The following is a 24,561-nucleotide window of genomic DNA, read 5'->3' as shown; positions in this document are numbered from 1 at the left end:
GCTACCGCCCCTCGAAGCGGGCGTGACCGGGCCCCTTCTCGAGGAACGACGCCACCCCGGTGCGGGAGTCGGCGGTCGTGAACACCTCGGCGAACTGGTCCTGCTCGATGGTGAGACCCTCGGCCAGCGGGCGGTCGAGCCCGCTGTCGATCGCCCGCTTGGCGAGGCCCTGGGCGACGACGGCGCCGCGCGCCAGCTCGGCAGCGCGTTCGCGGGCGCGGGCCATGAGCGCATCGGGTGCGACGACCTCGTCGACCAGCCCGATGGCGAGGGCCTCCTCGGCCTTCACCTGCCGTCCGGTGAGGATCATGTCCTTGGCGCGCGAGGGACCGATCAGGCGTGGCAGGCGCTGCGTGCCGCCGCCCCCGGGGATGATCCCGAGCAGGATCTCGGGCTGGCCGAACACCGCCCGGTCGGACGCCACCCGGAAGTCGCACGCCACGGCCAGCTCGCAGCCGCCGCCGAGCGCGTAGCCGGACACCGCGGCGATCGTGGCCCGAGGGATGGCAGCGACGGCGTCGAGGGCGTCGCGGAACGCCCCACCCACGCGCCGGGCCTCGGCCGGCCCGCCGAACTCGGAGATGTCGGCGCCGGCGGCGAAGAGCCGGTCGCCGCCGGTGAGCACGACCGCTCCCGGGGGCTCGGCCGACAGGTCGCGCGCCACCTGGTGGAGCTGGCCGAGGAGGGTGGTGGACAGCGCGTTGACCTTGGGGTGGTCGAGGGTGACGACGGCCACGCCGTCGTCACCGCGCTCGACGCGGACGAGGGTCGGTTCGGACATGGGCGACACCGTACCGCCGGGGCCCGCCGTGCCCGGGAGCGCCCCCGGGTGCCATGCTCGCCGCCGTGCCCCGTCCGTCCCGTGCCCGCCTCGTCGCGCTCGCCCTCGTCGTCGGGCTCGTCGCCGGGTGCTCGTCCGGCGACGACGGTGAGCCGGACGCAGGGCCCTCGACGACCCGCCCGGAGGTGACGACCTCGACCGCACCGCCGTTCGTCCCCGTCACCGCCGGCACCGACGAGGAGGGCGACCCGCTGCCGCCCCCGGTCCACGCCGTGTTCTCCGTGGTCGTGCGCGGCGACACGAGCTGGTCGCCCTACGCGAGCCGCGAGCTCACCGGGCTCGATGCCGAGGCCGCCGACGCGGTGGTCGGACGGGTGCGCCAGATCGAGCAGGTGCTGCGCGACGCCGGCGTCGTCGCCAGCTTCGAGCTCGCCTACGGAGCGGTAGCGGCGATCTGCGAGCGGGCGCCCGAGCTGCTCGACGAGCTGGAGTCGCGCGGCCACGCCATCGGGCTCCACGCCCGGACGCTCGGGGAGTCGTTCCGGGCGGTGAGGTCCCTCGAGGAGGGGTGCGGGCGGACGACGACGATCGCGTCGGGCCTCCCGGCGATGGCCGACCCGGTGGGCCCCGATCCGACCACCGCGGAGACCCTCTTCGACGCCGTGGCGGTGCTCGACGTCCACGGGATCGATCAGGTCGTCGGCGAGATCTCGCCGCTCTGCGAGGGGCTCGGCCTGGCCGGCCACACCAACGAGTACGGCACCGACGCCTTCACGGCGCCCTGGCGGTCGGCCTGGTTCGACGGCAACGCCTGCATCGACTCGCCCGCCGGCGAGATCGTGCTCGTCGACCAGGTGGCGCTGACGCCGGCGCAGGGCGCTGTCCGAGTCGGTCCCGACGCCGTCGACCAGCTGGCGTCACCGTTCACCCAGACCCTCGGCTGGGCGGCCGATCACCGCTACGACGAGCCGGAGGAGTACCCGGCCCCGGGCGTGTTCACCTGGGGCGTCACCGTGCGCCTCGACGACCTGCTGCCCGAACCCCCCGACCCCGAGGCCGAAGCCGAGACCGAGGGCACCGATCCCGAGATCGAGGGCACGGATCCCGAGACCGAGGACGAGGCTGCTCCGCCACCCGACCCCCGGGTCGCGCCGCTCTCGACCGAGGTCCTGACGGCCCTCGCCGAGCTGCTGGAGGAGTGGCGCGAGGCGCTCGACGACGGCCGGGTGACGTGGGTGCTGCCTGCGGACATCGCCGCGATCCTGCGACCTAACGCGGCCACAGCTCCTTCGACTGACGGCTGAACACCAGCGCGTAGACGACGAACGCCGCGGCGACCATCGAGGCCAGCCCGAAGACCGGGAACACCAGACCCAGGGCGGCGGCGGCCACCGAGACGTTGCGCATCCAGCGGCGGCCCCGGACGAGCACCAGCACGCCGCCGGTGACCTGGGCGAAGCCGAAGGCGAGGATCGCGGTGAGCTGGAACCGCAGCTCTCCTGTGCTCGGGATCCAGACCGTGTCGACCTCGTCGCCCTCCTCGACGTCAGCAGGGTCCTCGAGGGGGATCTGCTCGGCGAGGGCGACGGCGTCATCGCACGCGAGGTCGTCGACGTCGTCGACGTCCAGCTGGACGTCGTCGTAGTCCTCGTCGTTGTCGTTCGCGGCCTCGATCTCGGTCCGTGCCGTCGTGCAGCGGGCGGCGTCGATGTCGAGCGACGGCGGGAGGGCGACGAGCGTGAACAGCAGTCCGTTCAGCAGCAGCACCGCGGCGCCGGCGCCGACGATCGAGGCGAGCTTCGGCGGACCGGCCACGGCCCGCGCCCTCGTCGGCTCGCCGACCACCTCGCCGGAGACGACCTCCGGCTCCCGGTGCTCGTCGTCCGGCGTGTCGTCCTGGGGTCGTTCGTCGCTCATCGGGCGTCCTCGCTCACGGGGTGGTCGTCGTGCTCGCCGAGCAGCCGGTCGGCGGCCGACCACGGGTCGAGCCCGCCGTCGACGACCTGCCGCTCGACCTGGTGGAAGTCGGGGCCGTCGCGCAGCGCGTCGGCACGGATGCGGAGCCGCTCGGCGCGATGACCCGCCCCAGCTCGTCCCGCGCCCGGTCGGCGCGGCGGCGCTCGAGCTCGCCGGTTCCGGTGATGTGCCGCCGGTGGTCGGCGATGGCCCGCCACAGCTCCTCGCGCCCGGTGCCCTCCGTGGCGACGGTGGCCACGATCGGCGGCCGCCAGTCGCGGTGCTCGGTGAGGTCGAGCATGGACTCGAGGTCGCGCCGGGTCTCGTCGGCGCCCGGACGGTCGGCCTTGTTGATGACGAACACGTCGGCGATCTCGAGCAGGCCGGCCTTGTTCGCCTGGACGGCGTCGCCAGCCGGGGTTGACGACGACGACGGTGGTGTCGGCCGCCCCGGCCACCTCGACCTCGACCTGGCCCACGCCGACGGTCTCGATCAGCACCCAGGGGCGCCCGGCGGCGTGGAGGACCCGCACCGCACCCGGCGTCGCGACGCCCAGCCCGCCCAGGTGGCCCCGGGTCGCCATCGAGCGGATGAAGACGCCAGGGTCGAGCGCGTGCTCCGACATGCGCACCCGGTCGCCGAGGATGGCGCCGCCGGTGAAGGGGGACGACGGGTCGACCGCCAGCACGCCGACGACCTCCTCGGCGGCCCGCATCGCGCCGACGAGCGCGCCGGTGAGGGTGGACTTCCCCGCGCCGGGAGCGCCGGTGATGCCGACCGTGTAGCCGTCGGTGGCCGGTCGGGCGGCCGCCGCCCGGGCCGCGGCGCGTGCGTCGGCGCCGCCGCGCTCGACCATCGTGAGCAGTCGGGCCAGCGCCGGCCGGTCGCCGCCGGCCGCCGCGTCGAGCAGGCGCGCCGCCTCGTCCCCCACCCGTCGTCCGCTCAGAGCGAGACGGCCGTGCCGTCCGACGAGGGAGCGGTGGCGTCGACCACCTCGGTGACGCCCTCGACGCGGTCGCGCAGGATCCGCTCGATGCCGGCCTTCAGCGTCTGGGTCGAGGCGGGGCAGGTGACGCAGGCGCCGGTCAGCTCGACGGTGACCACGCCGGTCGCCTCGTCCACGTCGTGCAGGGTGATGTCACCGTTGTCGGCCTGGATCGCAGGCCGGATGACCTCGATCACCTTCTCGACCTTCTCCCGCACGACCACTCCTCGATCACGTCGACTCGACGCCGCAGCGACGCGGGCCACGGCCCCACCAGCATGCCCGCTGGCGAGGCGGACGCCCACCTCGCGCCCCGTACGATCGGCTCCCGTGCCACGCGTCGTCCTCCGCCACCGCGTCGACGACGCCGGCCTCGCCAGGCTCGCGGCGCCACGCCGCGGGCTCGTGGCGGAGGAGCCCGACGGCGACGGTGCGTGGATCGCGGCCGAGGGCCCGGTGCGTACCTACCGCCGGACGCTCGACGTGTCGCCCGCCGACGACGGCACCCACGACGTCGTCGAGGAGCTCGACCTCACGCTCGCCATCCCCTTCTTCGCACCCCTGTTCGTCCACCCGGTGCGCGCCGCGCTGGCGACCGAGTCCCGGCGCCTGGCAGCGGGCGAGCCGCTGCCCGACGCCCAGCCCTGGTGGGCGCCGCCGGACCGGGTGGACCGGCGGGCTGCGACGGTGCTCGCCCTGCTCTCGGTGCTCTCCCTCGTCGGGGGCTACCTCGGGACGCTCATCACCCAGACGATCACCTTCGCGGTCGACCGGTTCGACGGGGACCGCGCCGACCAGTCCTTCGTGCTCGCCGCGGTGCGCGTCGGCGTGCTGCTCGCCCTCGTCATCGCGGCGGCGTCCGACCGGCGCGGCCGCCGCACGCTCCTGCTCGGCACCGCCACCGCGGCCATCGCCCTCGCCGCCACCGGTGCGCTGGCCCCGAACCTCCTGTGGCTCGGCACCAGCCAGACGATCGCGCGAGGGCTCTCGACCGCGCTGGCCCTGCTCGTCGGCATCGTCGCCGCCGAGGAGCTGCCGGCGGGGTCGCGGGCCTACGGCGTCAGCGTGATGGCGCTGGCCGCCGGCCTGGGTGCCGGCATGTGCGTGTGGGTCCTGCCCCTCGCCGACCTGGGCCCCGACGCGTGGCGGCTCCTCTACCTCATCCCGCTCCTCGCGCTGCCGCTCCTCGTGCGGGTCGCCCGACTGCTGCCCGAGACGCGCCGCTTCGCCGTCCACCGCGGGGAGGCGCCCGCGGCGGTCGACCGCGGCCGACTGGGGCTGCTCGCGGTCTCCGGGTTCCTGGCGTCGATGTTCCTGGCCCCCGCGTCGCAGTTCCAGAACGAGTTCCTGCGCACCGAGCGGGGGTTCAGCGCGGCGCGCATCTCCGCGTTCACCCTGCTCACGACCACCCCCGCCGGCATCGGGGTCGCCGTGGGCGGGCGCCTCGCCGACGTCCGAGGCCGGCGTGGCATCGCGGCGATCGGCCTCGTCGGCGGCGCGGGGTTCACCCTCGTCTCGTTCCTCGTCCCGGGGTGGCCGATGTGGGCGGCGTCGGCGGTCGGTGCGGTCATCGCTGCGGCCACGGTGCCCGCCCTGGGCGTCTACGGACCCGAGCTGTTCCCGACCTCCGGCCGGGGACGGGCCAACGGCATCATCACCCTCGTCGGCGTCGCGGGCTCCAGCGCGGGGCTGCTCGTCGTGGGTCAGCTCTCCGACCCGCTCGGCGGCATCGGCGGCGCGCTGGCCGTCCTGCTCGCCGGTCCGCTGGCGCTCGCCGTCCTCGTCCTCGCCCGCTACCCGGAGACGGCGCACAAGGAGCTGGAGGAGCTCAACCCCGCCGACGCCCCAGCCGGTCGATCCACGCCGCCACCACCTGACTGATCTCCGCGTCGCGCCCCTTGGCATCGTGGCCCGCCCCCTCGAGCCAGTGGATCGTGACCGGACCGGGGATCGCCGCCACCTCCCGCTCGAGCTCCTCGGGCGTGCCGAACGGGTCCTTCGTCCCGGAGACGAACAGGCACGGCACGTCGAGCTGCGGGAGGTGCTCGATCCGCAGCTTCTCCGGCTTGCCCGGCGGGTGCAGCGGATACGACAGCAGCACCAGACCGGCCGCGGGCAGCCCGCCGGCGACCGCCATCGAGCACATCCGACCGCCCATCGAGCGCCCGCCGAGGACGACGGCGCGCGGGTGGAGGTCGTGCTCCGCCGCGAACGCGGTGGCGTGGTCCACGACGGACCCGACGAGGACCGGAGCCCGGTCCGGAGCACGCCGCCCGGCGAGGCGGTAGGGGAAGTCGCATCGGGCGACCGGCAGCGGGGCGAGCGCGTCCTCGAGGGCCACCAGCGTGTGGTGGTCCGACGAGGCGCCCGCGCCCGGGAAGAGGACGAGCCCACGGGCCCGCCGCAGCGGGCTCACGTCAGCAGGATCCGCCGGGCCTCGGCCAGCTCGGCGATGCGCAGCGCCGCGCCCTCCGACGCCGCGCCGTGATCGGGGTGGGCGTCACGCAGGAGCTCGCGGAACCGCTGCTGCACGGCTCTGCGGTCCTGCGCCGCCGCGGCGTCGAGAGCGAAGACCCCGAGCGCCCAGCGCCGCGGGTCGGCCCCGACGGGCAGGCTCGGCCCCGCCGGACGTCCGGAGAGGTGGGCGATCAGGCGGTCGTCGACCTCGCCGGGCCACCGCAGCGCCCGACGCACGACCTCCATGGCCCGTGGCCGCACGGCCAGCGGCAGCGTGCCGACGGCGTAGACCGCCCCGAGCACCTGCGGGATCGGGGCGTCCCGGTCCTCGATCTGCGGGATGATCCGCTCCCCCTCCCCCACCAGCCGGTGGGTCGAGCGCAGCAGACCGACCCGGTCGTTCTGGAAGCGGTGGCGCAGGCGGGGCTGCACGATCCGTCGTCCCCGCTCGACCTCGTGCATCAACCGCACGAGGTCGTCGCGAAGGTCGGGGTCGAGGGAACGGACGTGGGCTGCGGCGACGCACCCGAGCAGGAGGAGCCCGAAGCCGGGCTCGGGCTCGGTGGGCAGGTGCATCTCACCGAGGGCGACGCGGCGGGTGGGTGCGATCGCTCGGGAGTGGACCACCACCAGCTCGGCCAGCACCATCCGGCCACGCTAACGGCGGCTGGCCGGTCAGACGACGTCGCGCAGCAGGCCGCGCAGGCGGGCGGCACGGTCCCGGACGGCGTCCTCGTCCATGCCGGAGGGGACGAACGACTCCGCCAGCTCCTCCGCCGCGCCGAGGATCATCCGCCACTGCGTGCGCTCGAACCCGAACGGCAGCCGCAGCGCCCGCAGCTGCGCCTGGGCGTCGATCACGAGGGTGGCCGCGGTGCCGTCGACGGGGTTGTGGAGCAGGCGGTCGGCGCCGACGAAGAGGTCCGACAAGGTCTCCTGCACGAGCAGGCCGTCGTCGTCGAGCAGCGCATCGTCGTCCTCGAGGTCCTCCTCGAGCTCGCCCGCCGCGCCGGCTCCGAGCTCGCCGACGCCCTCGGTGGTCAGCCGGTCGAAGACGGCGTCGACGCGCCGCTCGTCGGCGGCGTCGACGACGAGGTCGCCGTCCTCGTCCCAACCGTGCTCGATCCCGGCCTCAGCCAGCGCCGCGACGAGGTCGCCCCGTGCCAGGTCGGTCCAGCCCGACAGGTCGTAGCCGACCTCCCCCTCGCCGACGTCCTCCGCGTTCTGGTCGACGCCCTGCTCCTCGACCCCGACCTCGTCGGCGGTGTCGCCGGCGTCCGGCGCGTCGGTGGGCGCCACGTCCTCCTCGGCGCCGACCTGCGCATCGCCGACGCCGACGAGCTCCACCATCTCCTCGACGCGGTCGTGCTCGACGTCGGGCGTGATGAGCGTCGACCCCTGCCACGTGCGGGGGATGCCGGAGCGCTGCAGCATCCCGTCGAGCAGGCGCCGGCCCTCCATCGTCCACTCGTGCAGCTCCCGGCGCTCCTGGGCGACGTCGGGGCGCACCGGTGCGTCGTCGGCGCCGCGACCGGCGTCCCGCTCGAACGCCTCCATCGACGCCCCGCAGCCCGGGCAGACGTCGCTCCGGGACAACGACAGCTCACCGCAGGAGGGGCAGCGCATCACCGACATGGCCGCATCCTGGCACGGCCCGACCCACCAGGTGGCCCGATGGGCCCCCGACCACCCCGATGGCTAGGGTCCTGCGCCATGAGCGACCTGCGACCCGAGGCCCCCGACCGGAACCTGGCGATGGAGCTCGTCCGCGTCACCGAGGTCGCGGCGCTGGCCGCCGCCCGGTGGGTGGGCCGGGGGGACAAGGAGGGGGCCGACGGCGCCGCCGTCGACGCCATGCGCGTCCTGCTCGGCACCGTGCCGATGGACGGCGTCGTCGTCATCGGCGAGGGCGAGAAGGACGAGGCGCCCATGCTCTACAACGGCGAGAACATCGGCGACGGCTCGCCGCCCCAGTGCGACATCGCCGTCGACCCCATCGACGGCACCACCCTCACCTCGAAGGGCCTCCCGAACGCCCTGTCGGTCATCGCCGTCTCCGAGCGCGGCACGATGTTCGACCCCGGTCCCTGCGTGTACATGGAGAAGATCGCCGTCGGGCCGCGTGCGGCGGGGATCATCGACATCCGTCGCAGCCCCACCGAGAACCTGCGTGCGATCGCGAAGGTGAAGAACGCTGACGTGCGCGACCTCACGGCGGTCATCCTCGACCGCGACCGCCACGCCGAGCTCATCGCCGAGGTGCGGTCCACCGGCGCCCGCATCCAGCTGATCTCCGACGGCGACGTCGCCGGCGGCATCGCCGCCGCGATGCCCGACTCGGGCGTCGACGTGCTCTTCGGCATCGGCGGCACCCCCGAGGGCGTCATCACCGCCGCGGCGCTCAAGGCGATGGGCGGCGAGATGCAGGGCCGCCTGTGGCCACGCGACGACGGCGAGCGCCAGGCGGCGGTCGACGCCGGCTACGACCTCGACGCCGTGCTCACCACCGACGACCTCGTGCGCGGCGACAACTGCTTCTTCGCCGCCACCGGCATCACCGACGGCACCCTCCTGCGGGGGGTCACCTACCGGGAGTCGACGGCGACGACCCACTCCCTCGTCATGCGCGCGAAGTCGGGCACCGTGCGCTCGGTGACCGCCACCCACCGTCTCGACAAGCTGCGCCCCTTCAGCTCGATCGCCTTCGACTGAGCGACCGGCTCCTCAGCGGTCGAGCAGCGCGTCGAGCACGTCGCCGGCCGTGTAGGCACCGCCGTGCGCTACCGCGAGGGCGGCGACCGCCTCGGTCGCCGCGCCGAGGGTGACGAGCGCAGGCTCCGTCCCGTCGCGCCGCACCTGCCCGAGGCCGATCGTCGCAGTGAGTCCGTTGCACAGGCAGACCTTGCCGTCGGTGTCCTCGGCCTGCCCGCCCTTGCGGACGTAGGCCCCCACCGGTTCGCTCGGGCACCGGTACTCGATCGAGCCGTCGGCCCCGACGACCGGCACCCGCAGGTAGCCGAGGTCGCACACCCGCCGTCGGCCGTCGCGCACGGCACGGTCACCCACGGTGCCGTCGACCTCGGCCACCTTGAAGGGGAAGCCCGACGGGGAGGCGTCGGGGTCGGTGCGCACGGGGACGCCGCCGCCGGTCACGCCGTCGAGCAGCTGGCGGCGCAGCGTCGCGGCGATGCCCGACTCCTGGGCCAGCGCGAACGCCGTGCCGACCTGGACGCCGCACGCCCCGGCCGCGAGCGCGGCGTCGAGACCCGCCCGATCGGCCCGGCCGCCCGCGAGCCAGAACGGCAGGTCGAGCTCGGCGACGGCGGCGAGGTCGACCTCGTCGCGCGGCCCGTAGACCGGCTGTCCGGATGGATCGAGCCGCCGCCGCCCCCTCGGCGGTGCGTTGTGCCCTCCAGCGACGGGGGCCTCGACGACGAGGCCGTCGGGTCGGGTCGCGTCGTCACGAGCGAGGAAGCGGGCCAGCGACACCGACGACACGACGGCCACGAAGGGCGGGCGACGACGGTGCTCCACCGGTCCCAGAGCGGCCGGATCGAAGCGGCTCAGGAGCTCGGCGCCCTCAGCGGTGCCGACCCCGTCGACGCGCACCTCGACCGGTCGTCCCTCCGCCAACCGGTCGAGGAGCCGCGGGATGGCCGACGGGATGCCCGCCCCCATGAGCACGGCGTCGGCTCCGGCCAGGACGGCGCCGTACAGCGACGGCCCGATCGCCATCTGGATCTTCTCCAGGTGGTTGACGCCGACGAGGCCGTCGTGACCCTCCTTCGCCAGCCAGACCTCGGCGAAGTTGGCGGCGACGAGCAGCTCCGCGTGGGCCGGGTCGAGCTCGAGGGTGAGCATCGGGTGGGCGCGGTAGGGCCGCCCCGGCGGGCGACGGCCGTCTCGGTACCACCGACGGAGAACCCGGTCGCCGACGCCGGGGAGGGGCAGGGCCTCGTAGGCCCGGCGCAGGTGGCCGCCAGGGTCGCCGTCCTGCAGCAGCCGGGCGTGCACGGCGTCGATGGCGGTGCCCGAGACCACGCCGAGCTGTCCCCGCTGCGACACCGCCCGCGCCAGGCGCCAGCCGGACACCCCGACACCCATCCCGCCCTGGATGACCCGGCAGTCCCTGATCCCCATCGCACACCCTTCCTTCGGCTTGCCACTCAACGTTGAGCATGTTAGTCATGGTTCATCGGTGCACGCCCCCTGGAGCGACATGACCCTCACGACGGCCCACCCCATCCGCGAGCTGCACCAGGACGTCGAGGCCCGCCCCTTCATCGTCATCTGGGAGGTCACCCGGGCCTGCCAGCTGGCCTGCCGGCACTGCCGGGCGACCGCCATCCCCCACCGAGACCCCCTGGAGCTCACCACCGAGGAGGGTCGAGCGCTCCTCGACGACCTGGCGGCGGTCGGCGCGCCGCGGCCGATGGTGGTGCTCACCGGCGGCGACCCCTTCGAGCGCCCCGACCTCGTCGAGCTCGTCCGCCACGGCACCGAGCGGGGCCTGCACGTCGCCGTCTCCCCGTCGGTCACCCCGCGCCTGACCCGCGACGCGCTCGTCGAGCTGCGGGACGCCGGCGCCAAGGCGGTCTCGCTCTCCCTCGACGGCTCCGACGCCGCCTCCCACGACGGCTTCCGCGGCATCCCCGGCGTCTTCGACGCCACGGTCGACGCGGCACGCACCGTGCGCGAGCTCGGGATCCGCCTGCAGATCAACACCACGGTCACGGCCGACAACGTCACCGAGCTGCCCGACGTGCTCGCCCGGGTCGTGCTCGCCGACGTGAGCCTGTGGTCGGTCTTCTTCCTCGTGCCGACGGGTCGGGGCCAGCACCTCACCGCCCTCTCGCCCGGCGCGACCGAGGAGGTCCTGCACTGGCTGCACGACGTCGGCCACCTCGTCCCCGTGAAGGCCACGGAGGCCCCGCACTTCCGGCGGATCGCCCTCCAGCGCGCCGGTCTCGACGACCTCGACCGGCGCTTCCCCCTCGGTCCGCTGCGCACGGTCCTCCGCGCACGGACCGACGAGCTGATGGGCGGGGTGTCGCCAGGTCCCCGGCGCCCCCGCCCACCGCTCGACGTCAACGCCGGCCGTGGCTTCGCCTTCGTCGACCACCACGGCGAGGTCTACCCGAGCGGGTTCCTCCCGCTGAGCGCCGGGTCGGTGCGGCAGGCGCCGCTCACCGAGATCTACCGCAGCTCACCGCTGATGCGCTCCCTGCGCGACCCGTCGCTGCTGCGGGGCCGGTGCGGCGTGTGCGACTTCGCGTCCGTCTGCGGAGGCTCGCGCTCGCACGCCTACGCCACCTCGGGGGATCCGCTCGGGGAGGACCCGAGCTGCCTGCATCAGCCGCCGGCGTCCGGAGCGACGTCGGACTGACCTCGCCCTCGGCGGGGGGAGCCAGACGCTGCGGTCAGCCCACGGTCGACGTCGACCACGTCGGCCAGGCTGGCCGCGGCGAGCTGGTCGCGGAAGGCGTCCTGCGCCGCCGCCCAGAACCGGTGCACGGCACACTCCGTCTCCCACCCGCAGGGACCGCCGGTGAGGACGCACCGCACCAGCTCCACCTCGCCCTCCACCGCCTCGACCACCTGGAGCAGGGTCGTCTCGGCGGCCGGGTGCACGAGCGCGTAGCCGCCGTCCCGACCGGCGAGCGACGAGACGAGCCCGGCAGCGACCAGCTGCCCGAGGATCGACGGGAGGTAGCTCTCCGGCACCCCCATCGCCTCGGCGATGTGGCGCGTCTTGCGACGTCCGGCGCCGTCATGGCGGGCGAGGTCGACCGCCGCCCGAATGGCGTAGTCCCCCTTGCGCCCGAGCTGGACCCTCATACCTGGAGCGTACCGCTCAGGGTTGGGGCGCTCCGAGTCCGACCGCGTCAGCCAGCGCTCGGGTCGCGTCGTCGGCGTCCTCCGACGGTTCGATCCGCTCGGCCCCCGCATCGGCGAGCTCCGCGGCGAGGGTCGTGACGAGATGGCGGCCGAGGCCGGCGCCCCGCTCGGGCGGCGCCACGACGACCCCGTCGACCCGCCCGACCCGTCGCGCGCCCCAGCGCTCCACGCCGCCCACGGCCACGCCGACGACCTCGCGACCCCGACGCCCGGTGACGACGGTGCCGCTGTCCGGCAACGTGACGGACCGGACCTCCCAGGCGGCGAGACCGGCCACGACGTCGGGCGGGACGATCGCCGACACGCCCAGCTCGGTCTCGATGCCACCCCGGCCCGTGACCCGCACCGGACCCATCCGGGCGTCGGCCCACGACCCCCAGCGGCGCGCCTCGTCGTCGTAGGTGAGCAGCTCGACGTGGGCGAACCGCACGGGCTCCTCGTAGCGTCCGAGCACCGCCAGCGCGTGGGCGTCGTCCCCCTCCGGGAGCCGGTGGCTGAGGGTGACGTGCGGGATGAACCGGCGACGCTCGTCGCGCTCGAGCGGGCCGACAAGGAGAGCGGCCCGCAGGTCGCGCAGCCGCGCGCGTGCCGTGGCGTCACCGTCCACCGCGAGGTAGACGACGCGGTTGACGGGGGCGAAGGTCGCCGCGGGACCCACGACGAGGTCGAGCGGACCGGGCTGCGCGCCGGCGGCCCGGCGCAGCACCTCGAGCGCCTCGTCCCACGCCTCCTCCCGTACGTTCACGGGCGGGACGAGCGTGATGTGCGGCGGGATCCGCGCCACCTCGCCACCGGTCGCCCGTCGGAGGCCGTCGACCTCCGTGCGATGCGGCTCGGGCAGGACCAGGCAGGCAGCGAGTCGACGTCGGGCCACGGCGCCGACCCTACCGACCCGACGTGGACGACCTCGGGCCGGGTAGACAGCGACGATGGACGTCTCCTCGCTCGACCCGGACCGCTTCCGCATCAGCCCCGGCGACGCCCCCGGGCTCGCCGACCGCCCCACCCGGGCCGACGACCTGCTCGGTCCCGACGACGAGGACGCGAAGGCCACGGCCGAGGCCCTGAACGAGGAGCTCAGCGAGCGCATCGGGGACCTCCAGGAGCGGCTGTGGGCCACCAAGGCCGCCAAGGTGCTCGTGGTCCTCCAGGGCATGGACACCTCGGGCAAGGACAGCACCACCCGCCGGGTCTTCGGCGCCGGCAGCCCCCTCGGCATCGCCGTCAAGGGCTTCGGACGTCCGACCGAGGAGGAGCTGGCCCACGGCTACCTGTGGCGGGTCCACCGCCACACGCCCGCCGACGGCGAGATCGTCATCTTCAACCGCAGCCACTACGAGGACGTCCTGGTCGTGCGCGTCGACGACCTCGTGCCGGAGGGACGCTGGCGGCGGCGCTACGGACACATCGTCGACTTCGAGCGGATGCTCGCCGACGAGGGCACGATCATCCTGAAGTTCATGCTCCACATCTCCCACGACGAGCAGCGCGAGCGCCTCCAGGAGCGCATCGACAACCCGAAGAAGCACTGGAAGTTCGAGCACCACGACCTGCGGGTGCGGGAGAGCTGGGGCGAGTACATGGCCGCCTACGAGGACGCCATCACCCGCACGAGCACCGAGCACGCGCCCTGGTACGTGGTGCCGTCGGACCAGAAGTGGTTCCGCGACCTCGTCGTCGGGCGCGTCGTCGTCGACGCCCTGGAGCGCTTGGAGATGCCCTGGCCCGACCCCGAACCGGGCATCGAGGGGTTGGTGGTCGAGTAGCGGGCGGGCGTCAGCCCTGCGCGACCTGCAGGCGCACGTGCGCCCGGCGCAGCGCGGCCTCACGCTCGACGTCGTCGAGCTGCTCGGCGTTGGCCTCGGCGCGGGCCCGGGCCGCCTCGGCCCGGGCCACGTCGATCTGCGACTTGAGCTCGGCCACGTCCGACAGGATCGTCACCCGGTCGTGAGCGCACTCGACGAAGCCCTCGTGCACCGCGACCTCCTCGACGGTGCCGTCGAGCATGTGGATCTGGACCGGGTGGATCTGCAGCGTGCCGATGAAGGGCACGTGGCCCTCGAGGAACGCGATGTCGCCCCCCGCCGTGCGGGCCACGACCTCGCGGGCCTCGCCCGAGAAGAGGATGCGCTCGGGGGAGACGAGCTCGACCTGCAGCGGCACGTCAGCTCCCGGCCAGCTGGGCGGCCTTGGCCCGGGCGTCGTCGGCGCCACCCACGTTGAGGAAGGCCTGCTCGGGCAGGTCGTCGAGGTCGCCGTTGACCAGCATCTCGAACGACTCGACGGTCTCGTCGACCGGCGTGGTGACGCCGGGGAGGCCGGTGAACACCTCGGCCACGTACATCGGCTGCGACAGGAAGCGCTGCACCTTGCGGGCCCGGGCGACCGTGATGCGGTCCTCCTCGGAGAGCTCGTCGAGGCCGAGGATGGCGATGATGTCCTGGAGCTCCTTGTACCGCTGGAGGACCTCCTGCACCCGGCGGGCCACGTTGTAGTGGCGGTCGCCGACGACCTCGGGCGACAGGATCGTCGACGTCGACGCCAGCGGGTCCACCGCCGGGTAGATGCCGAGGGCCGCGATGTCGCGGGACAGCTCGGTGGTGCCGTCGAAGTGGGTGAAGGACGTGAACGGCGCCGGGTCGGTGTAGTCGTCGGCGGGCACGTACACGGCCTGCAGCGAGGTGATCGAGCGACCCCGGGTCGAGGTGATGCGCTCCTGGAGCTCGCCCATCTCGTCGGCGAGGGTCGGCTGGTAGCCCACGGCGGAGGGCATGCGGCCGAGGAGCGTCGACACCTCGGAGCCGGCCTGCACGAACCGGAAGATGTTGTCGACGAAGAGCAGCACGTCCTGCTGCTGCACGTCACGGAAGTACTCGGCCATGGTGAGCGCCGACAGGGCGACCCGGAGGCGCACGCCCGGGGGCTCGTCCATCTGGCCGAACACGAGGGCGGCCTTCTCGAGCACGCCGGACTCGCCCATCTCGAGGAAGAGGTCGGTGCCCTCACGGGTGCGCTCGCCGACGCCGGCGAACACCGACACACCGCCGTGGTTCTGGGCCACGCGGCGGATCATCTCGGTGATGAGCACGGTCTTGCCCACGCCGGCACCGCCGAACAGGCCGATCTTGCCGCCCTGGAGGTACGGGGTGAGGAGGTCGATGACCTTGATGCCGGTCTCGAACATCTGGGCCTTGGGCTCCAGGGTGTCGAAGTCCGGGGCCGGGCGGTGGATCTCCCAGCGGTCGGCGACCTCGCCGATGTCGTCGACGTCGAGGGGCTGGCCGATGACGTTGAACACGTGGCCGAGCACGGCGTCGCCGACCGGCACGGTGATGCCCTCGCCGGTGTTGCGCACCGGGGTGCCCCGGACGAGGCCGTCGGTCGGCTTGAGGCAGATGACGCGGACGCGGCTGTCGCCGATCTGCTGGGCGACCTCGGCCCGCACCTCGACCGGCTGGCCGTCGACGGTGATGTCCATGGCCACGGCGGTGTTGATCTCGGGCAGGGCGTCGGGCGGGAACTCCACGTCGACGACCGGGCCGGCGATGCCGACCACGCGCCCGTCCTTCAGGTTGGTCCCGGGGGTGTCGGTGACGGTCATGTGCTCAGTCTCCTGGACGGGTCAGCGTGCGAAGTGCTGCGGGTGGTGGTCGGGGAACAGCTCGGCCGGGAAGAGGTGGTCGAGCAGGAGGTCGCTCTCGTCGCCCTTGTCGGCACGCAGCGCCTCGGCACCGCCGACGATCTCCATGATCTCGGTGGTGATGGCGTCCTGACGGGCCCGGTTCATGGCCCGCGACAGCTTGATGATGAGCTCCTCGGCGTTGTCGGTGGCCGCCTTCATCGCTCGCTGCCGGTTGGCGTGCTCGGACGCCGCGGCGTCGAGCAGGGCGGCGAAGAGGCGAGCCTCGACGTAGCGCGGGAGCAGGGCGGTGAGGACCGCCTCGGGCGAGGGCTCGAGCTCGAAGCCGGCGAGGGCCTCGCTCGTCTCGTCGCGCTCACGGGTCTGCAGGGGCAGGAAGCGCCGGACGGTGACCTGCTGGGAGGCCATCGACAAGAAGCGCGTGTACACGAGCTCGACCTGGTCGACGTCGCCCTCGATGAACATGTCGGCGACCTTGTTGGCCACCGTGCGGGCGTCCTCGAAGCGGGGCGTGTCGCTCATCTTGTGGTAGACGGCGTCGATCTTGTAGTTCCGGAACCGGAAGTACGTCTCGGCCTTCTTGCCGATGATGACGAGCGAGTAGTCCTTGCCCTCGGACCGCAGCGCCATGATCTCGCGCTCCGCGGCGCGGATGACGGAGCTGTTGTAGGCGCCGGCGAGGCCGCGGTCGGAGGTGATGACCACGAACGCCACCTTCTGCGGGTCCTCCACCTTCTTCAGCAGCGGATGGCTGACCTCCGCGCCGCCCTCGGCGAGGTCCTGGATGACGCCGGTGATCTGCTCGGCGTAGGGGCGCGCCTCCTGGGCGCGCTGCTGCGCCTTGGCGACGCGCGTCGCCGCGATCAGCTCCATGGCGCGCGTGATCTTCTTGGTCGACTGGACCGAGTTGATGCGGCGCCGGAGGAGGCGTTCCTGACCGCCGGCCATTACTCGGCGTCACCCTCGCGGCTGGTCTCCTCCTCGGGGAGGATGCCCTCACGGCGTCCCCCGGCGAGGCGGCTCTCGGCCTCGCCGACGTCCTCGGCGTCGGGCTCGGAGCCCGGCACGCCCTCGGTCGGGCGGAACTGGGCGGCGAAGGCCTCGATGGCCGCCACGAAGGCGTCCTCGTCAGGGAGGTTCCCCTGGCCGCGCACAGCGGAGAGGATGTCGCCGTGGCGGGTGCGGAACCACTCGATGAGCTCGGCCTCGAAGCGGCGGACGTCCTCGACCGGGACGGGGTCGAGGTAGCCACGGGTGCCGGCGTAGATCGAGACGATCTGCTCCTCGACCGGCATCGGCGAGTTGAGGCCCTGCTTCAGCAGCTCGGTGAGGCGGTAGCCACGGTCGAGCTGGGCCTGGGACACGGCGTCGAGCTCGGAGCCGAGCGAGGCGAACGCCTCCAGCTCACGGAACTGGGCGAGGTCGCCCTTCATCGTGCCCACGGCGGTCTTCATGGCCTTGATCTGGGCCGAGCCGCCCACCCGGGACACGGACTGGCCGACGTTGATCGCCGGGCGGACGCCCGACTTGAACAGGTCGTCCTCGAGGAAGATCTGCCCGTCGGTGATCGAGATCACGTTGGTGGGGATGTAGGCGGAGATGTCGCCGGCCTTGGTCTCGATGACCGGGAGGGCGGTGAGGGAGCCGGCGCCGAGCTCGTCGGAGAGCTTGGCGGCCCGCTCGAGGAGCCGGCTGTGGAGGTAGAACACGTCGCCCGGGTAGGCCTCGCGGCCCGGCGGGCGGCGCAGCAGCAGCGACATCTGGCGGTAGGCCTCGGCCTGCTTCGACAGGTCGTCGTACACCGCGAGGGCGTGACCCGAGTTGTCCATCCAGTGCTGGCCCATGGCGCACCCCGCGTAGGGGGCCAGGTACTTGAACGGGGCGGGGTCCGACGCCGGGGCGACGACGACTACGGTGTACTCCATGGCGCCGTGCTGCTCGAGGGTGGCGACGGTCTGGGCGACGGTGGACGCCTTCTGGCCGATGGCCACGTAGACGCAGTTCACCCCCAGGCCCTTCTGGTTGATGATCGTGTCGATCGCGACGGCGGTCTTGCCCGTCTTGCGGTCGCCGATGATGAGCTCGCGCTGGCCCCGGCCGATCGGGATCATGGCGTCGATGGCCTTGATGCCGGTCTGGAGCGGCTCGTGCACGGGCTTGCGGCCCATGATGCCGGGGGCCTGCACCTCCATGCGCCGGGTCTGCACGTTGGTGAGCGGGCCCTTGCCGTCGATCGGCTCGCCGAGGGCGTTGACGACGCGGCCGAGGAGGCCGTCGCCGACGGGCACCGAGAGGATGTCGCCGGTGGCGCGGACCGTCTGGCCCTCCTCGATCTCGTCGACCTCGCCGAGCACCACGGCGCCGATCGAGTCCTCGTCGAGGTTCAGGGCCAGTCCGACCGAGCCGTTCTCGAACTCGAGGAGCTCGTTCACGGCGGCGCCCGGGAGGCCCGCGACGCGGGCGATGCCGTCGCCCACCTCGAGGATGCGCCCGACCTGGGTGGCCTCGAGCGAGGGCTTGAAGCCCTCGAGGTTGGCCCGCAGGGCGGCGGCGATGTCGCTGGTGTTGATGTTCAGGTCAGCCATTGGATCTCGCAGATCTCCTGTGCGGGCTCAGAATGCTTCGCGCAGCTGGTGGAGGCGGCGCCGGACGCTGCCGTCGATGACCGTGTCGCCGATCTCGGTGACGATCCCGCCCAGGACGCTGGGATCGACGATGACCTTGATCGTGACGTCGGAGCCGACGGAGCTGCGCAGGGCGGCCGCCAGCCGCTGCTGCTGATCGGGTGTGAGCTCGACCGCGGATCGCACCGTGGCGACCCGGCGTCCGCTCTGCTGAGCGACCCGCTCGACGAAGGCGTCGACGATCTGGGGGATGTCCTTGGATCGACCGGTGCTGACGAGCAGCGACACGATCCCGACGGTGGTGCGGTCGGCCGCCGAGCCGAGGAGGTCCTCGACGATCTGCTGGCGGCGCGCGGCCGGGGTGCTCGGGTCCGCGAGCGAGGCCTGGAGCTCCTCGGAGCCCTCGAGGGCCCGCGCGAACCGGAACAGCTCGTCCTCGACCCGGTCGTGGTTGTCCTCCACGCGGGTCACGGCGAAGAGAGCCTCGGCGTAGGCCTTGGCGTGGTCTCCGACCATCACTTCCTCCCGTCGGCGGTCGATCCGAACTGCGACATCAGTTCTGGGACCCGACCTGGTTGATGTAGTTCTCGATGAGCTCGGCCTGGGCCGCGGCGTCGAGGTTGCGCTGGACGACCTGCTCGGCGGCGCCGACCGCGAGGGCGACGACCTCCGACCGCAGGTCGGCGAGGGCCTGGGCCTTGATCTGCTCGGCGTCGGCGACGGCCTTGGCCTTGATCTCGGCGGCCTCGGACTCCGCGGCGGCGAGGCGCTCGGCGCGGACCGACTCGGCCGACGTGCGGGCCTCGTCGAGGATCCGGGCGGACTCGGCCTGGGCGTCACCGAGCGAGGCGCGGTACTTCTCGGCCTCGGCCTCGGCGTCGAGCCGGGTCCGCTCGGCGGCCTCGAGGTCGCTGCGGATCTTCTCCGAGCGGGCCTCCATCGCCGAGGCGACGGCCGGGTACGCGAACTTCATGCCGAGGGCGAGCAGCACGATGAAGGCGATGCCGATCCAGATGAGCTCGTTGAGCTCGGGCAGGACCGGGTTCGGCGCCTCGACGCAGCCTTCGGCCTGGCCTTCGACCTCCTGGAGGGCGTCGTACTCCGACATCCCCTCCTCCATGAGGGCGTTGACCTCGGCGGCGACCTCGGCGACACAGGACCCGATGCTCTCAGCGGCCCCGGCCGGCGACGCGAACCCGAGGGTCGCGACGACGAGCAGCAGGACCGCCGCAAGGGCGGTACGGATGCGCACGATCGATCTCCTAGGCGAACTTGAGGAGGATGAAGACCACGAAGCCGATGAGGGCGAGCGCCTCGGCGAACGCGATGCCGAGGAACATCGTGGTGCGGACCTGGCCGGCCATCTCGGGCTGACGGGCCATGGCCTGGACGGCCTGGCCGACGAGGTAGCCGATGCCGATGCCGGGGCCGATGGCGGCGAGGCCGTAGGCCACACCGGAGAAGAGGGCCTCCTGACCGGCGATGTAGTCGGCGTTGTAGGCCGCTTCCTGGGCAAGAACGGACAACATGGTGGTGTTGGTCTCCTGGGTGTGTGGGGTGCTGCCTGGTACGGAGAAGGGTGATCCGGCGGATCAGTGCTCTCGGCGGATCAGTGCTCGGGGTGGATCGAGCCGCCGATGTAGACGCCGGTGAGGACGACGAAGATGTAGGCCTGCAGGAACGAGGCCAGCGCCTCGAACAGCCACACCCCGAGGAGCATGGCGAAGGGGAACGGCAGGAAGACGGCGTACCACTGCCCCACCCACAGCGACGCCGACAGGACGGCGAAGGTGGCGAGCAGGATGTGGCCGGCCATCATGTTGGCGAAGAGTCGCACCGCGTGGCTGAAGGGCCGGATGAGGAACGTCGAGATGGCCTCGATCGGGGTCACCAGCAGGTAGAGCGCCTTGGGCAGCCCCGGCGGGAACATCGACGACTTGAGGAAGCCGCCGAGGCCCTGGTGCTTGATGCCCTGGTAGATCCAGGTCACGTAGACGACGAGCGCGAGGAACAGCGGCGTCGCCATGCGGCCGGTGGCCGGCATGAGGATCGGCGGGATCACCTTCACGATGTTGTTGATGAAGATGAAGAGGAACAGGAAGAGGAAGAACGGCGTCCAGGTGAGGCCCGACGGGCCCATCGTCTGGAGGATGACGCCGTTGCGCACGAAGTCGACCGTGGACTCGGCGAGGTTCTGGGCGCCGGTCGGGACCAGCGCCTTCTTCCGACCCGCGATGAAGAAGAAGCCGAGGATGAGGACGACCGCCCCGATGTTGATGAGGGTGACCTTGTTGACCGCGAGCGGGGTGCCCTCGAAGAGGAGCTCGGGCCATTCGAAGAGGTGGCTGATCGGGGGGAACGCGACACCGAACACGGGCGAGGTCACTCCTTGGTGGTCGAGGGACCGCTGGGCTTGGGCTTGAGGGCCGGGTACGCCAGCGACGCCGAGACGTAGCGGGTCTCCCAGAAGAGGAGACCGAGGTGGGTGATGGCGAGGGTCAGGGCGAGCGGGACGATCTCGACCCAGCCGAGGTCCTTCACGAGGAGGACCGCGGCGGCGACGAGGCCGAGGCGCACGAGGTAGCCGAAGAGCGCGGCGCCCATGACGAAGGCGAGCGAGATCCGGCCGGCGTAGGTGAGCATGGCCGCCGAGAGCAGGAAGTTGCCGATGACGACGGCGACGCCGAAGGCCACCGACAGCGCACCGTCGACGCCCCAGCCGAGGGCGCCGAGGGCGACGAGGGCGGGAGCGACCCAGAGGCCCCGGCGGGCGAGGTCTCGGGCGATCTCCGCCTCGGGCGCGGTCTCGTCGAACCGCGTGGTGACCGTCGTGGTCACGAGGCGGCTCCGGTGGCCCGCCGCTCCCAGCGGGCGGGGGCGGGACCGCGCTCGGCGCGGGCGGCTCGGCGGGCGGCGTCGGCCCGGCGGATCTCGGCGTTGTAGCGCCAGATCGTCAGGCCGGCCACGGTGGCCAGGGCGACGAGGGTGAGCACGATCGTGAAGATCGGCGTGGTGCCGAGCCACCGGTCGAGGCCGAAGCCGAGGAGGCCGACGATCGCGGGCGTGCCGACGAGCTCGAACGCGATGGACAGGCCGTCGCCGTAGTTGTTGGTCGGTTCGCTGCGCTGCGAAAGCTCCACGAAAGGCCCTCTGCTCGGCGCGCACCGTGGCGGCACGCTTGTGAACGATTGCGCAATCTACGGATGCCCCCGGCGACCGTGCAAATCCGTCGCAGGGAATGGACGTCCGGTCCGATCGACCCGGCGACTCTAGTCATCGTCGGCCGCGGCTGCCCGTGCCGCCCGCACACCCGGGTGGAAGAGCGTGTACAGGGCGAGCCCGAGCGCGGCCACGCCGAAGGGGACCACGGCGTTGCCCTCGCCGGTGTAGGCCGGGTAGAGCACGACGCCCGAGAGCAGCGCGGTCCACAGCCACAGGATGACGACGCTGCGCCACTGGCCGTGCCCCAGGCGCATCAGGCGGTGGTGCAGGTGGTCCTTGTCGGCCGCCGCCGGGCTGCTCCCCCGCAGGGCCCGCCGGATGATCGACGCCGCGGTGTCGACGATCGGCACCCCGAGGATGACGAGGGGAATGAACAGCGGTGCGTAGAAGAAGAACGTCTGGCCCGAGAACGGGTCGGAGCTGCGCCCGCCCACCGAGATCGTGGCCGCCGCCATCAGCAGGCCGAGCATCAGCGCGCCGTTGTCGCCCATGAAGATCTTCGCCGGGTGCACGTTCCACGGCAGGAAGCCGACGCACATCCCGAGGACGATCACGGCCAGCAGCGGCCCGATGTTCGTGCCGTCGATCAGCCCCTCGTCGGACAGCAGGTCGGCGTAGAGGAAGAACGCCCCCGAGGCGATGGCGACGATGCCGGCGGCGAGTCCGTCCAGGCCGTCGATGAAGTTGATGGCGTTGGCCATCCCGAGGACCCACAGCACGGTCACGAGCGCCGAGAGGTCCGGTGACAGCACGAGCAGGTCGCCGAAGCCGAGCGACTCGCCGAACGGCACGCGGAAGTGCAGGACGGTGACGCCGGCGATCGACAGGATGCTGCCCGCCAGCACCATCCCCGCCATCTTCGCCGGCGCCGACAGCCCGTCGTGCAGGTAGCTCGGGCTCCCCATCGACTTGCGCACCTCGTCGATGGCCCCGACGCCGTGGATGACGACCACGGCGAGGGCGACGCCGAGGGGCTCGGTGCTCGCGCCGAAGACCTCGGCGAAGTCGCCGGTCCCCCACGCCACCAGCAGCCCGACGCCGAAACCGACGAGCATGCCGATCCCGCCGAGGGTGGCCGTCGGCACCGCGTGCACCTTGCGCTCGTCCGGGGGGACGACGAGTCGCCGCCGGACGGCGAACCACCGCCACACCCCCGTCGCGACGAGCGTGGTCAGCGCGGTCGCCGCCAGGACGACGCCGTAGGGCCCCCACCCCGTCACGGCCGTGCCCGTCGGGTCAGCGGTAGGGGGTGAACTTGGCGCAGAGGGTCGTGACCTCGTCGCGGACCGCCGACAGCTCGGCGTCGTCGTCGCGGTGGCGCAGGGCACGCGCGATGAGGTCGGCGACGAGCGGCATCTCCGTCTCGGTCATGCCCTGGGTGGTGACCGCCGGCGTCCCGATGCGCAGGCCGCTCGTGACGAACGGCGAGCGGGGGTCGTCGGGGATGGCGTTGCGGTTCAGGGTGATCCCGGCCCGGTCGAGGACCTCCTGGGCCGCCTTGCCGGTGAGGTCGGCGTCGAAGGGCCGCAGGTCGACGAGCATCAGGTGGTTGTCCGTGCCGCCGGAGACGAGGCGGAACCCCTGCTGGCCCAGCGCCTGGGCGAGCGCCTGGGCGTTGGCGACGATCTGGGCCGCGTAGGTGCGGAACGACGGGTCGGCGGCCTCGCGGAAGGCCACGGCCTTGGCGGCGATGACGTGCTCGAGCGGGCCGCCCTGGAGCCCGGGGAAGACCGCCTTGTCGATGGCGGCGGCGTGCTCGGACCGGGTGAGGATGCACCCGCCCCGGGGGCCGCGGAGGGTCTTGTGCGTGGTGAACGTGACGACGTCGGCGTGCGGCACGGGGTTCGGGTGGGCGCCGCCGGCGATGAGACCCGCGATGTGGGCGGCATCGAACATCAGCAGGGCGCCGACCTCGTCGGCGATGGCGCGGAGCGGCTCGGGCTCGATGACGCGCGGGTACGCGGTGGCGCCGGCGACGATCATCTTCGGGCGGTGCTCGACGGCGAGGTCGCGGATGCGGTCGTAGTCGAGGCGCTCGTCGGACTCGGTGACCCCGTAGGGCACGAAGTCGTACATGCGGCCGCTGATGTTCACCGGCGAGCCGTGGGTGAGGTGGCCGCCGTGGTCGAGGCTCATGCCGAGGACGGTGTCGCCGGCCTCGAGGAACGCCAGGTAGACGGCGAGGTTGGCGTTGGCACCCGAGTGGGGCTGCACGTTGGCGTGCTCGGCGCCGAAGAGGTCGCACACCCGCCGACGGGCGAGGTCCTCGGCCTCGTCGACCACGGCGTTGCCGCCGTAGTAGCGCTTGCCCGGGTAGCCCTCGCTGTACTTGTTCGTGAGGACCGAGCCGGTGGCGGCGATGACCGCCGGGGACGTGAAGTTCTCCGAGGCGATGAGCTGGATCGTGGTGTTCTGCCGCTCGAGCTCGCGGTCGAGGATCGCCTGCAGCTCGGCGTCGGGGTCGGTGTCGGACGGCCAGGGCATCAGGGCTCCTCGATGGCGGCGATCTGGTCGATGCGGCGCTGGTGGCGGCCGCCCTCGTAGGGCGTCGACAGCCAGACCTTCAGGATCTCGTCGGCCAGGCCGAACGCCACGATGCGCCCGCCCATGGACAGGACGTTGGCGTCGTTGTGCTCGCGCGAGAGCCGGGCGGTGAACAGATCGTTGCACAGGGCGGCGCGGATCCCCCTCACCTTGTTGGCGGCGATCTGCTCCCCCTGGCCGCTGCCGCCGAGCACGATGCCCCGGTCGGCGCGCCCCTCGGCGACCTCGCGGCCCACGGCGGCGCAGATCGGCGGGTAGTCGACCGACTCCTCGCTGTCCGTCCCGAGGTCGGTGACCTCGATCTCGAGGGACCGGAGCGTGGCCACGAGGTGCTGCTTCAGCAGGAACCCGGCGTGGTCGGCGCCGATGGCGACGCGGCGGACGGGAGGTGCGGCGGAGGTCGACGGCAGGTCGGTCACCGTGGGGATCCTAGTGACGGGGCACCACCCCCTA

The 24,561-nt window shown here is 73.0% G+C and carries 27 protein-coding genes and 2 pseudogenes; 5 read left to right on the top strand and 24 right to left on the bottom strand.

All coding sequences use genetic code 11. The features are described from left to right. Position 1 precedes the first annotated feature (1 nt). On the bottom strand, positions 2 to 781 hold the full coding sequence (locus tag GH723_RS05570) for an enoyl-CoA hydratase/isomerase family protein (RefSeq protein WP_153758724.1): 780 nt from the start codon (positions 779 to 781) through the stop codon (positions 2 to 4). 65 nt (positions 782 to 846) lie between these two features. Between GH723_RS05570 and GH723_RS05565 the strand changes: the two genes are divergently transcribed. Continuing rightward, positions 847 to 2,085 (top strand): hypothetical protein, encoded by a 1,239-nt coding sequence (locus GH723_RS05565; protein ID WP_153758723.1) that lies wholly within the window; start codon positions 847 to 849, stop codon positions 2,083 to 2,085. Here the strand turns inward: GH723_RS05565 and GH723_RS05560 are convergent. The 4 genes and pseudogenes from GH723_RS05560 to GH723_RS05550 form a co-directional block, all read right to left on the bottom strand. Then, positions 2,051 to 2,698 (bottom strand): hypothetical protein, encoded by a 648-nt coding sequence (locus GH723_RS05560; protein WP_153758722.1) that lies wholly within the window; start codon positions 2,696 to 2,698, stop codon positions 2,051 to 2,053. The genes GH723_RS05565 and GH723_RS05560 overlap by 35 nt on opposite strands. A gap of 13 nt (positions 2,699 to 2,711) precedes the next feature. Continuing rightward, the gene (locus GH723_RS19025) at positions 2,712 to 3,101 is read right to left on the bottom strand and encodes a P-loop NTPase family protein (protein WP_267471362.1); all 390 of its coding nucleotides are present in this window, start codon (positions 3,099 to 3,101) and stop codon (positions 2,712 to 2,714) included. A gap of 112 nt (positions 3,102 to 3,213) precedes the next feature. Continuing rightward, positions 3,214 to 3,594: pseudogene (locus GH723_RS19020) on the bottom strand (methylmalonyl Co-A mutase-associated GTPase MeaB); the annotation flags it as partial. Positions 3,595 to 3,680: 86 nt separating this feature from the next. Then, positions 3,681 to 3,941, bottom strand: coding sequence for a NifU family protein (locus tag GH723_RS05550; protein WP_153758721.1), 261 nt, complete (start codon positions 3,939 to 3,941; stop codon positions 3,681 to 3,683). Between the two features lie 112 nt (positions 3,942 to 4,053). Here GH723_RS05550 and GH723_RS05545 point away from each other — a divergent pair, with 112 nt between their 5' ends. After that, positions 4,054 to 5,604 (top strand): MFS transporter, encoded by a 1,551-nt coding sequence (locus GH723_RS05545; RefSeq protein ID WP_153758720.1) that lies wholly within the window; start codon positions 4,054 to 4,056, stop codon positions 5,602 to 5,604. Here the strand turns inward: GH723_RS05545 and GH723_RS05540 are convergent. From GH723_RS05540 to GH723_RS05530, 3 genes are read right to left on the bottom strand one after another with little or no spacing between them, the layout of a single operon-like run. Next, positions 5,552 to 6,130: an alpha/beta hydrolase family protein gene (locus tag GH723_RS05540; protein ID WP_195210628.1), complete on the bottom strand. Its 579-nt coding sequence runs from the start codon at positions 6,128 to 6,130 to the stop codon at positions 5,552 to 5,554. The genes GH723_RS05545 and GH723_RS05540 overlap by 53 nt on opposite strands. Before the next feature lie 5 nt (positions 6,131 to 6,135). Then, the gene (locus tag GH723_RS05535) at positions 6,136 to 6,828 is read right to left on the bottom strand and encodes a hypothetical protein (protein ID WP_153758718.1); all 693 of its coding nucleotides are present in this window, start codon (positions 6,826 to 6,828) and stop codon (positions 6,136 to 6,138) included. 27 nt (positions 6,829 to 6,855) lie between these two features. Further along, on the bottom strand, positions 6,856 to 7,815 hold the full coding sequence (locus tag GH723_RS05530; RefSeq protein WP_153758717.1) for a bL32 family ribosomal protein: 960 nt from the start codon (positions 7,813 to 7,815) through the stop codon (positions 6,856 to 6,858). A 78-nt stretch (positions 7,816 to 7,893) separates the two neighbouring features. On the opposite strand from GH723_RS05530, the gene glpX reads away from it, so the two are divergent. Beyond that, positions 7,894 to 8,892: a class II fructose-bisphosphatase gene (gene glpX, locus GH723_RS05525; protein ID WP_153758716.1), complete on the top strand. Its 999-nt coding sequence runs from the start codon at positions 7,894 to 7,896 to the stop codon at positions 8,890 to 8,892. Between the two features lie 12 nt (positions 8,893 to 8,904). Here glpX and GH723_RS05520 read toward each other — a convergent pair whose 3' ends face one another. Next, positions 8,905 to 10,320 carry a nitronate monooxygenase gene (locus tag GH723_RS05520; RefSeq protein WP_153758715.1) on the bottom strand — a complete coding sequence of 472 codons (1,416 nt, stop codon included), beginning with the start codon at positions 10,318 to 10,320 and terminating at the stop codon, positions 8,905 to 8,907. Positions 10,321 to 10,399: 79 nt separating this feature from the next. Here GH723_RS05520 and GH723_RS05515 point away from each other — a divergent pair, with 79 nt between their 5' ends. Beyond that, complete coding sequence (locus GH723_RS05515) at positions 10,400 to 11,566, top strand: TIGR04053 family radical SAM/SPASM domain-containing protein (RefSeq protein WP_153758714.1); 1,167 nt, start codon at positions 10,400 to 10,402, stop codon at positions 11,564 to 11,566. On the opposite strand, the gene GH723_RS05510 is transcribed toward GH723_RS05515, so the two are convergent. Beyond that, positions 11,533 to 12,018, bottom strand: a complete 486-nt coding sequence (locus GH723_RS05510; RefSeq protein WP_195210560.1) for an RrF2 family transcriptional regulator — start codon at positions 12,016 to 12,018, stop codon at positions 11,533 to 11,535. The genes GH723_RS05515 and GH723_RS05510 overlap by 34 nt on opposite strands. Before the next feature lie 16 nt (positions 12,019 to 12,034). After that, positions 12,035 to 12,952, bottom strand: coding sequence for a 2'-5' RNA ligase family protein (locus GH723_RS05505; RefSeq protein WP_195210559.1), 918 nt, complete (start codon positions 12,950 to 12,952; stop codon positions 12,035 to 12,037). A gap of 55 nt (positions 12,953 to 13,007) precedes the next feature. Between GH723_RS05505 and GH723_RS05500 the strand changes: the two genes are divergently transcribed. Beyond that, positions 13,008 to 13,844, top strand: a complete 837-nt coding sequence (locus GH723_RS05500; protein WP_153758711.1) for a PPK2 family polyphosphate kinase — start codon at positions 13,008 to 13,010, stop codon at positions 13,842 to 13,844. Between the two features lie 10 nt (positions 13,845 to 13,854). On the opposite strand, the gene atpC is transcribed toward GH723_RS05500, so the two are convergent. The 13 genes and pseudogenes from atpC to rpiB form a co-directional block, all read right to left on the bottom strand. Further along, entirely contained in the window at positions 13,855 to 14,241 is a 387-nt protein-coding gene (gene atpC, locus GH723_RS05495; protein WP_195210558.1) for an ATP synthase F1 subunit epsilon, read from the bottom strand. A 1-nt stretch (position 14,242) separates the two neighbouring features. After that, on the bottom strand, positions 14,243 to 15,679 hold the full coding sequence (atpD, locus tag GH723_RS05490; protein ID WP_153758709.1) for a F0F1 ATP synthase subunit beta: 1,437 nt from the start codon (positions 15,677 to 15,679) through the stop codon (positions 14,243 to 14,245). 117 nt (positions 15,680 to 15,796) lie between these two features. Further along, positions 15,797 to 16,666: pseudogene (locus GH723_RS05485) on the bottom strand (F0F1 ATP synthase subunit gamma); the annotation flags it as partial. After that, positions 16,666 to 18,303: a F0F1 ATP synthase subunit alpha gene (gene atpA / locus GH723_RS05480; protein ID WP_153758707.1), complete on the bottom strand. Its 1,638-nt coding sequence runs from the start codon at positions 18,301 to 18,303 to the stop codon at positions 16,666 to 16,668. The gene atpA and the pseudogene GH723_RS05485, both read right to left, overlap by 1 nt. A 27-nt stretch (positions 18,304 to 18,330) precedes the next feature. After that, positions 18,331 to 18,858 carry an ATP synthase F1 subunit delta gene (gene atpH / locus GH723_RS05475; RefSeq protein WP_153758706.1) on the bottom strand — a complete coding sequence of 176 codons (528 nt, stop codon included), beginning with the start codon at positions 18,856 to 18,858 and terminating at the stop codon, positions 18,331 to 18,333. Between the two features lie 37 nt (positions 18,859 to 18,895). After that, the gene (atpF, locus tag GH723_RS05470) at positions 18,896 to 19,594 is read right to left on the bottom strand and encodes a F0F1 ATP synthase subunit B (RefSeq protein WP_153758705.1); all 699 of its coding nucleotides are present in this window, start codon (positions 19,592 to 19,594) and stop codon (positions 18,896 to 18,898) included. A 10-nt stretch (positions 19,595 to 19,604) separates the two neighbouring features. Next, complete coding sequence (atpE, locus tag GH723_RS05465) at positions 19,605 to 19,871, bottom strand: ATP synthase F0 subunit C (protein ID WP_153758704.1); 267 nt, start codon at positions 19,869 to 19,871, stop codon at positions 19,605 to 19,607. Between the two features lie 80 nt (positions 19,872 to 19,951). Continuing rightward, on the bottom strand, positions 19,952 to 20,716 hold the full coding sequence (gene atpB, locus GH723_RS05460) for a F0F1 ATP synthase subunit A (protein ID WP_229023092.1): 765 nt from the start codon (positions 20,714 to 20,716) through the stop codon (positions 19,952 to 19,954). 8 nt (positions 20,717 to 20,724) lie between these two features. Beyond that, positions 20,725 to 21,180, bottom strand: coding sequence for an ATP synthase subunit I (locus GH723_RS05455; RefSeq protein ID WP_153758702.1), 456 nt, complete (start codon positions 21,178 to 21,180; stop codon positions 20,725 to 20,727). Continuing rightward, positions 21,177 to 21,482: an AtpZ/AtpI family protein gene (locus tag GH723_RS05450; RefSeq protein ID WP_195210556.1), complete on the bottom strand. Its 306-nt coding sequence runs from the start codon at positions 21,480 to 21,482 to the stop codon at positions 21,177 to 21,179. The genes GH723_RS05455 and GH723_RS05450 overlap by 4 nt, the downstream gene beginning before the upstream one ends. Positions 21,483 to 21,611: 129 nt before the next feature. Further along, complete coding sequence (locus tag GH723_RS05445; protein ID WP_153758700.1) at positions 21,612 to 22,784, bottom strand: glycosyltransferase family 4 protein; 1,173 nt, start codon at positions 22,782 to 22,784, stop codon at positions 21,612 to 21,614. A gap of 16 nt (positions 22,785 to 22,800) precedes the next feature. Continuing rightward, complete coding sequence (locus GH723_RS05440) at positions 22,801 to 24,048, bottom strand: serine hydroxymethyltransferase (RefSeq protein ID WP_153758699.1); 1,248 nt, start codon at positions 24,046 to 24,048, stop codon at positions 22,801 to 22,803. Then, positions 24,048 to 24,527 carry a ribose 5-phosphate isomerase B gene (gene rpiB / locus GH723_RS05435; RefSeq protein ID WP_229023090.1) on the bottom strand — a complete coding sequence of 160 codons (480 nt, stop codon included), beginning with the start codon at positions 24,525 to 24,527 and terminating at the stop codon, positions 24,048 to 24,050. The genes GH723_RS05440 and rpiB overlap by 1 nt, the downstream gene beginning before the upstream one ends. Between the last annotated feature and the right edge of the window lie 34 nt (positions 24,528 to 24,561).

The organism is Actinomarinicola tropica (assembly GCF_009650215.1).
Lineage (GTDB): Bacteria > Actinomycetota > Acidimicrobiia > Acidimicrobiales > SKKL01 > Actinomarinicola > Actinomarinicola tropica.
The sequence above is the reverse complement of the archived record's forward strand: the minus strand, read 5'-3'. Positions and strand labels throughout refer to the sequence as shown.

Coding starts and splice junctions, on each gene's coding strand:
- GH723_RS05570 (WP_153758724.1), bottom strand. CDS start 781: ATGTCCGAACCGACCCTCGTCCGCGTCGAGCGCGGTGACGACGGCGTG.
- GH723_RS05560 (WP_153758722.1), bottom strand. CDS start 2,698: ATGAGCGACGAACGACCCCAGGACGACACGCCGGACGACGAGCACCGG.
- GH723_RS05535 (WP_153758718.1), bottom strand. CDS start 6,828: ATGGTGCTGGCCGAGCTGGTGGTGGTCCACTCCCGAGCGATCGCACCC.
- GH723_RS05530 (WP_153758717.1), bottom strand. CDS start 7,815: ATGTCGGTGATGCGCTGCCCCTCCTGCGGTGAGCTGTCGTTGTCCCGG.
- glpX (WP_153758716.1), top strand. CDS start 7,894: ATGAGCGACCTGCGACCCGAGGCCCCCGACCGGAACCTGGCGATGGAG.
- GH723_RS05520 (WP_153758715.1), bottom strand. CDS start 10,320: ATGGGGATCAGGGACTGCCGGGTCATCCAGGGCGGGATGGGTGTCGGG.
- GH723_RS05515 (WP_153758714.1), top strand. CDS start 10,400: ATGACCCTCACGACGGCCCACCCCATCCGCGAGCTGCACCAGGACGTC.
- GH723_RS05510 (WP_195210560.1), bottom strand. CDS start 12,018: ATGAGGGTCCAGCTCGGGCGCAAGGGGGACTACGCCATTCGGGCGGCG.
- GH723_RS05500 (WP_153758711.1), top strand. CDS start 13,008: ATGGACGTCTCCTCGCTCGACCCGGACCGCTTCCGCATCAGCCCCGGC.
- atpD (WP_153758709.1), bottom strand. CDS start 15,679: ATGACCGTCACCGACACCCCCGGGACCAACCTGAAGGACGGGCGCGTG.
- atpA (WP_153758707.1), bottom strand. CDS start 18,303: ATGGCTGACCTGAACATCAACACCAGCGACATCGCCGCCGCCCTGCGG.
- atpH (WP_153758706.1), bottom strand. CDS start 18,858: ATGGTCGGAGACCACGCCAAGGCCTACGCCGAGGCTCTCTTCGCCGTG.
- atpE (WP_153758704.1), bottom strand. CDS start 19,871: ATGTTGTCCGTTCTTGCCCAGGAAGCGGCCTACAACGCCGACTACATC.
- GH723_RS05440 (WP_153758699.1), bottom strand. CDS start 24,048: ATGCCCTGGCCGTCCGACACCGACCCCGACGCCGAGCTGCAGGCGATC.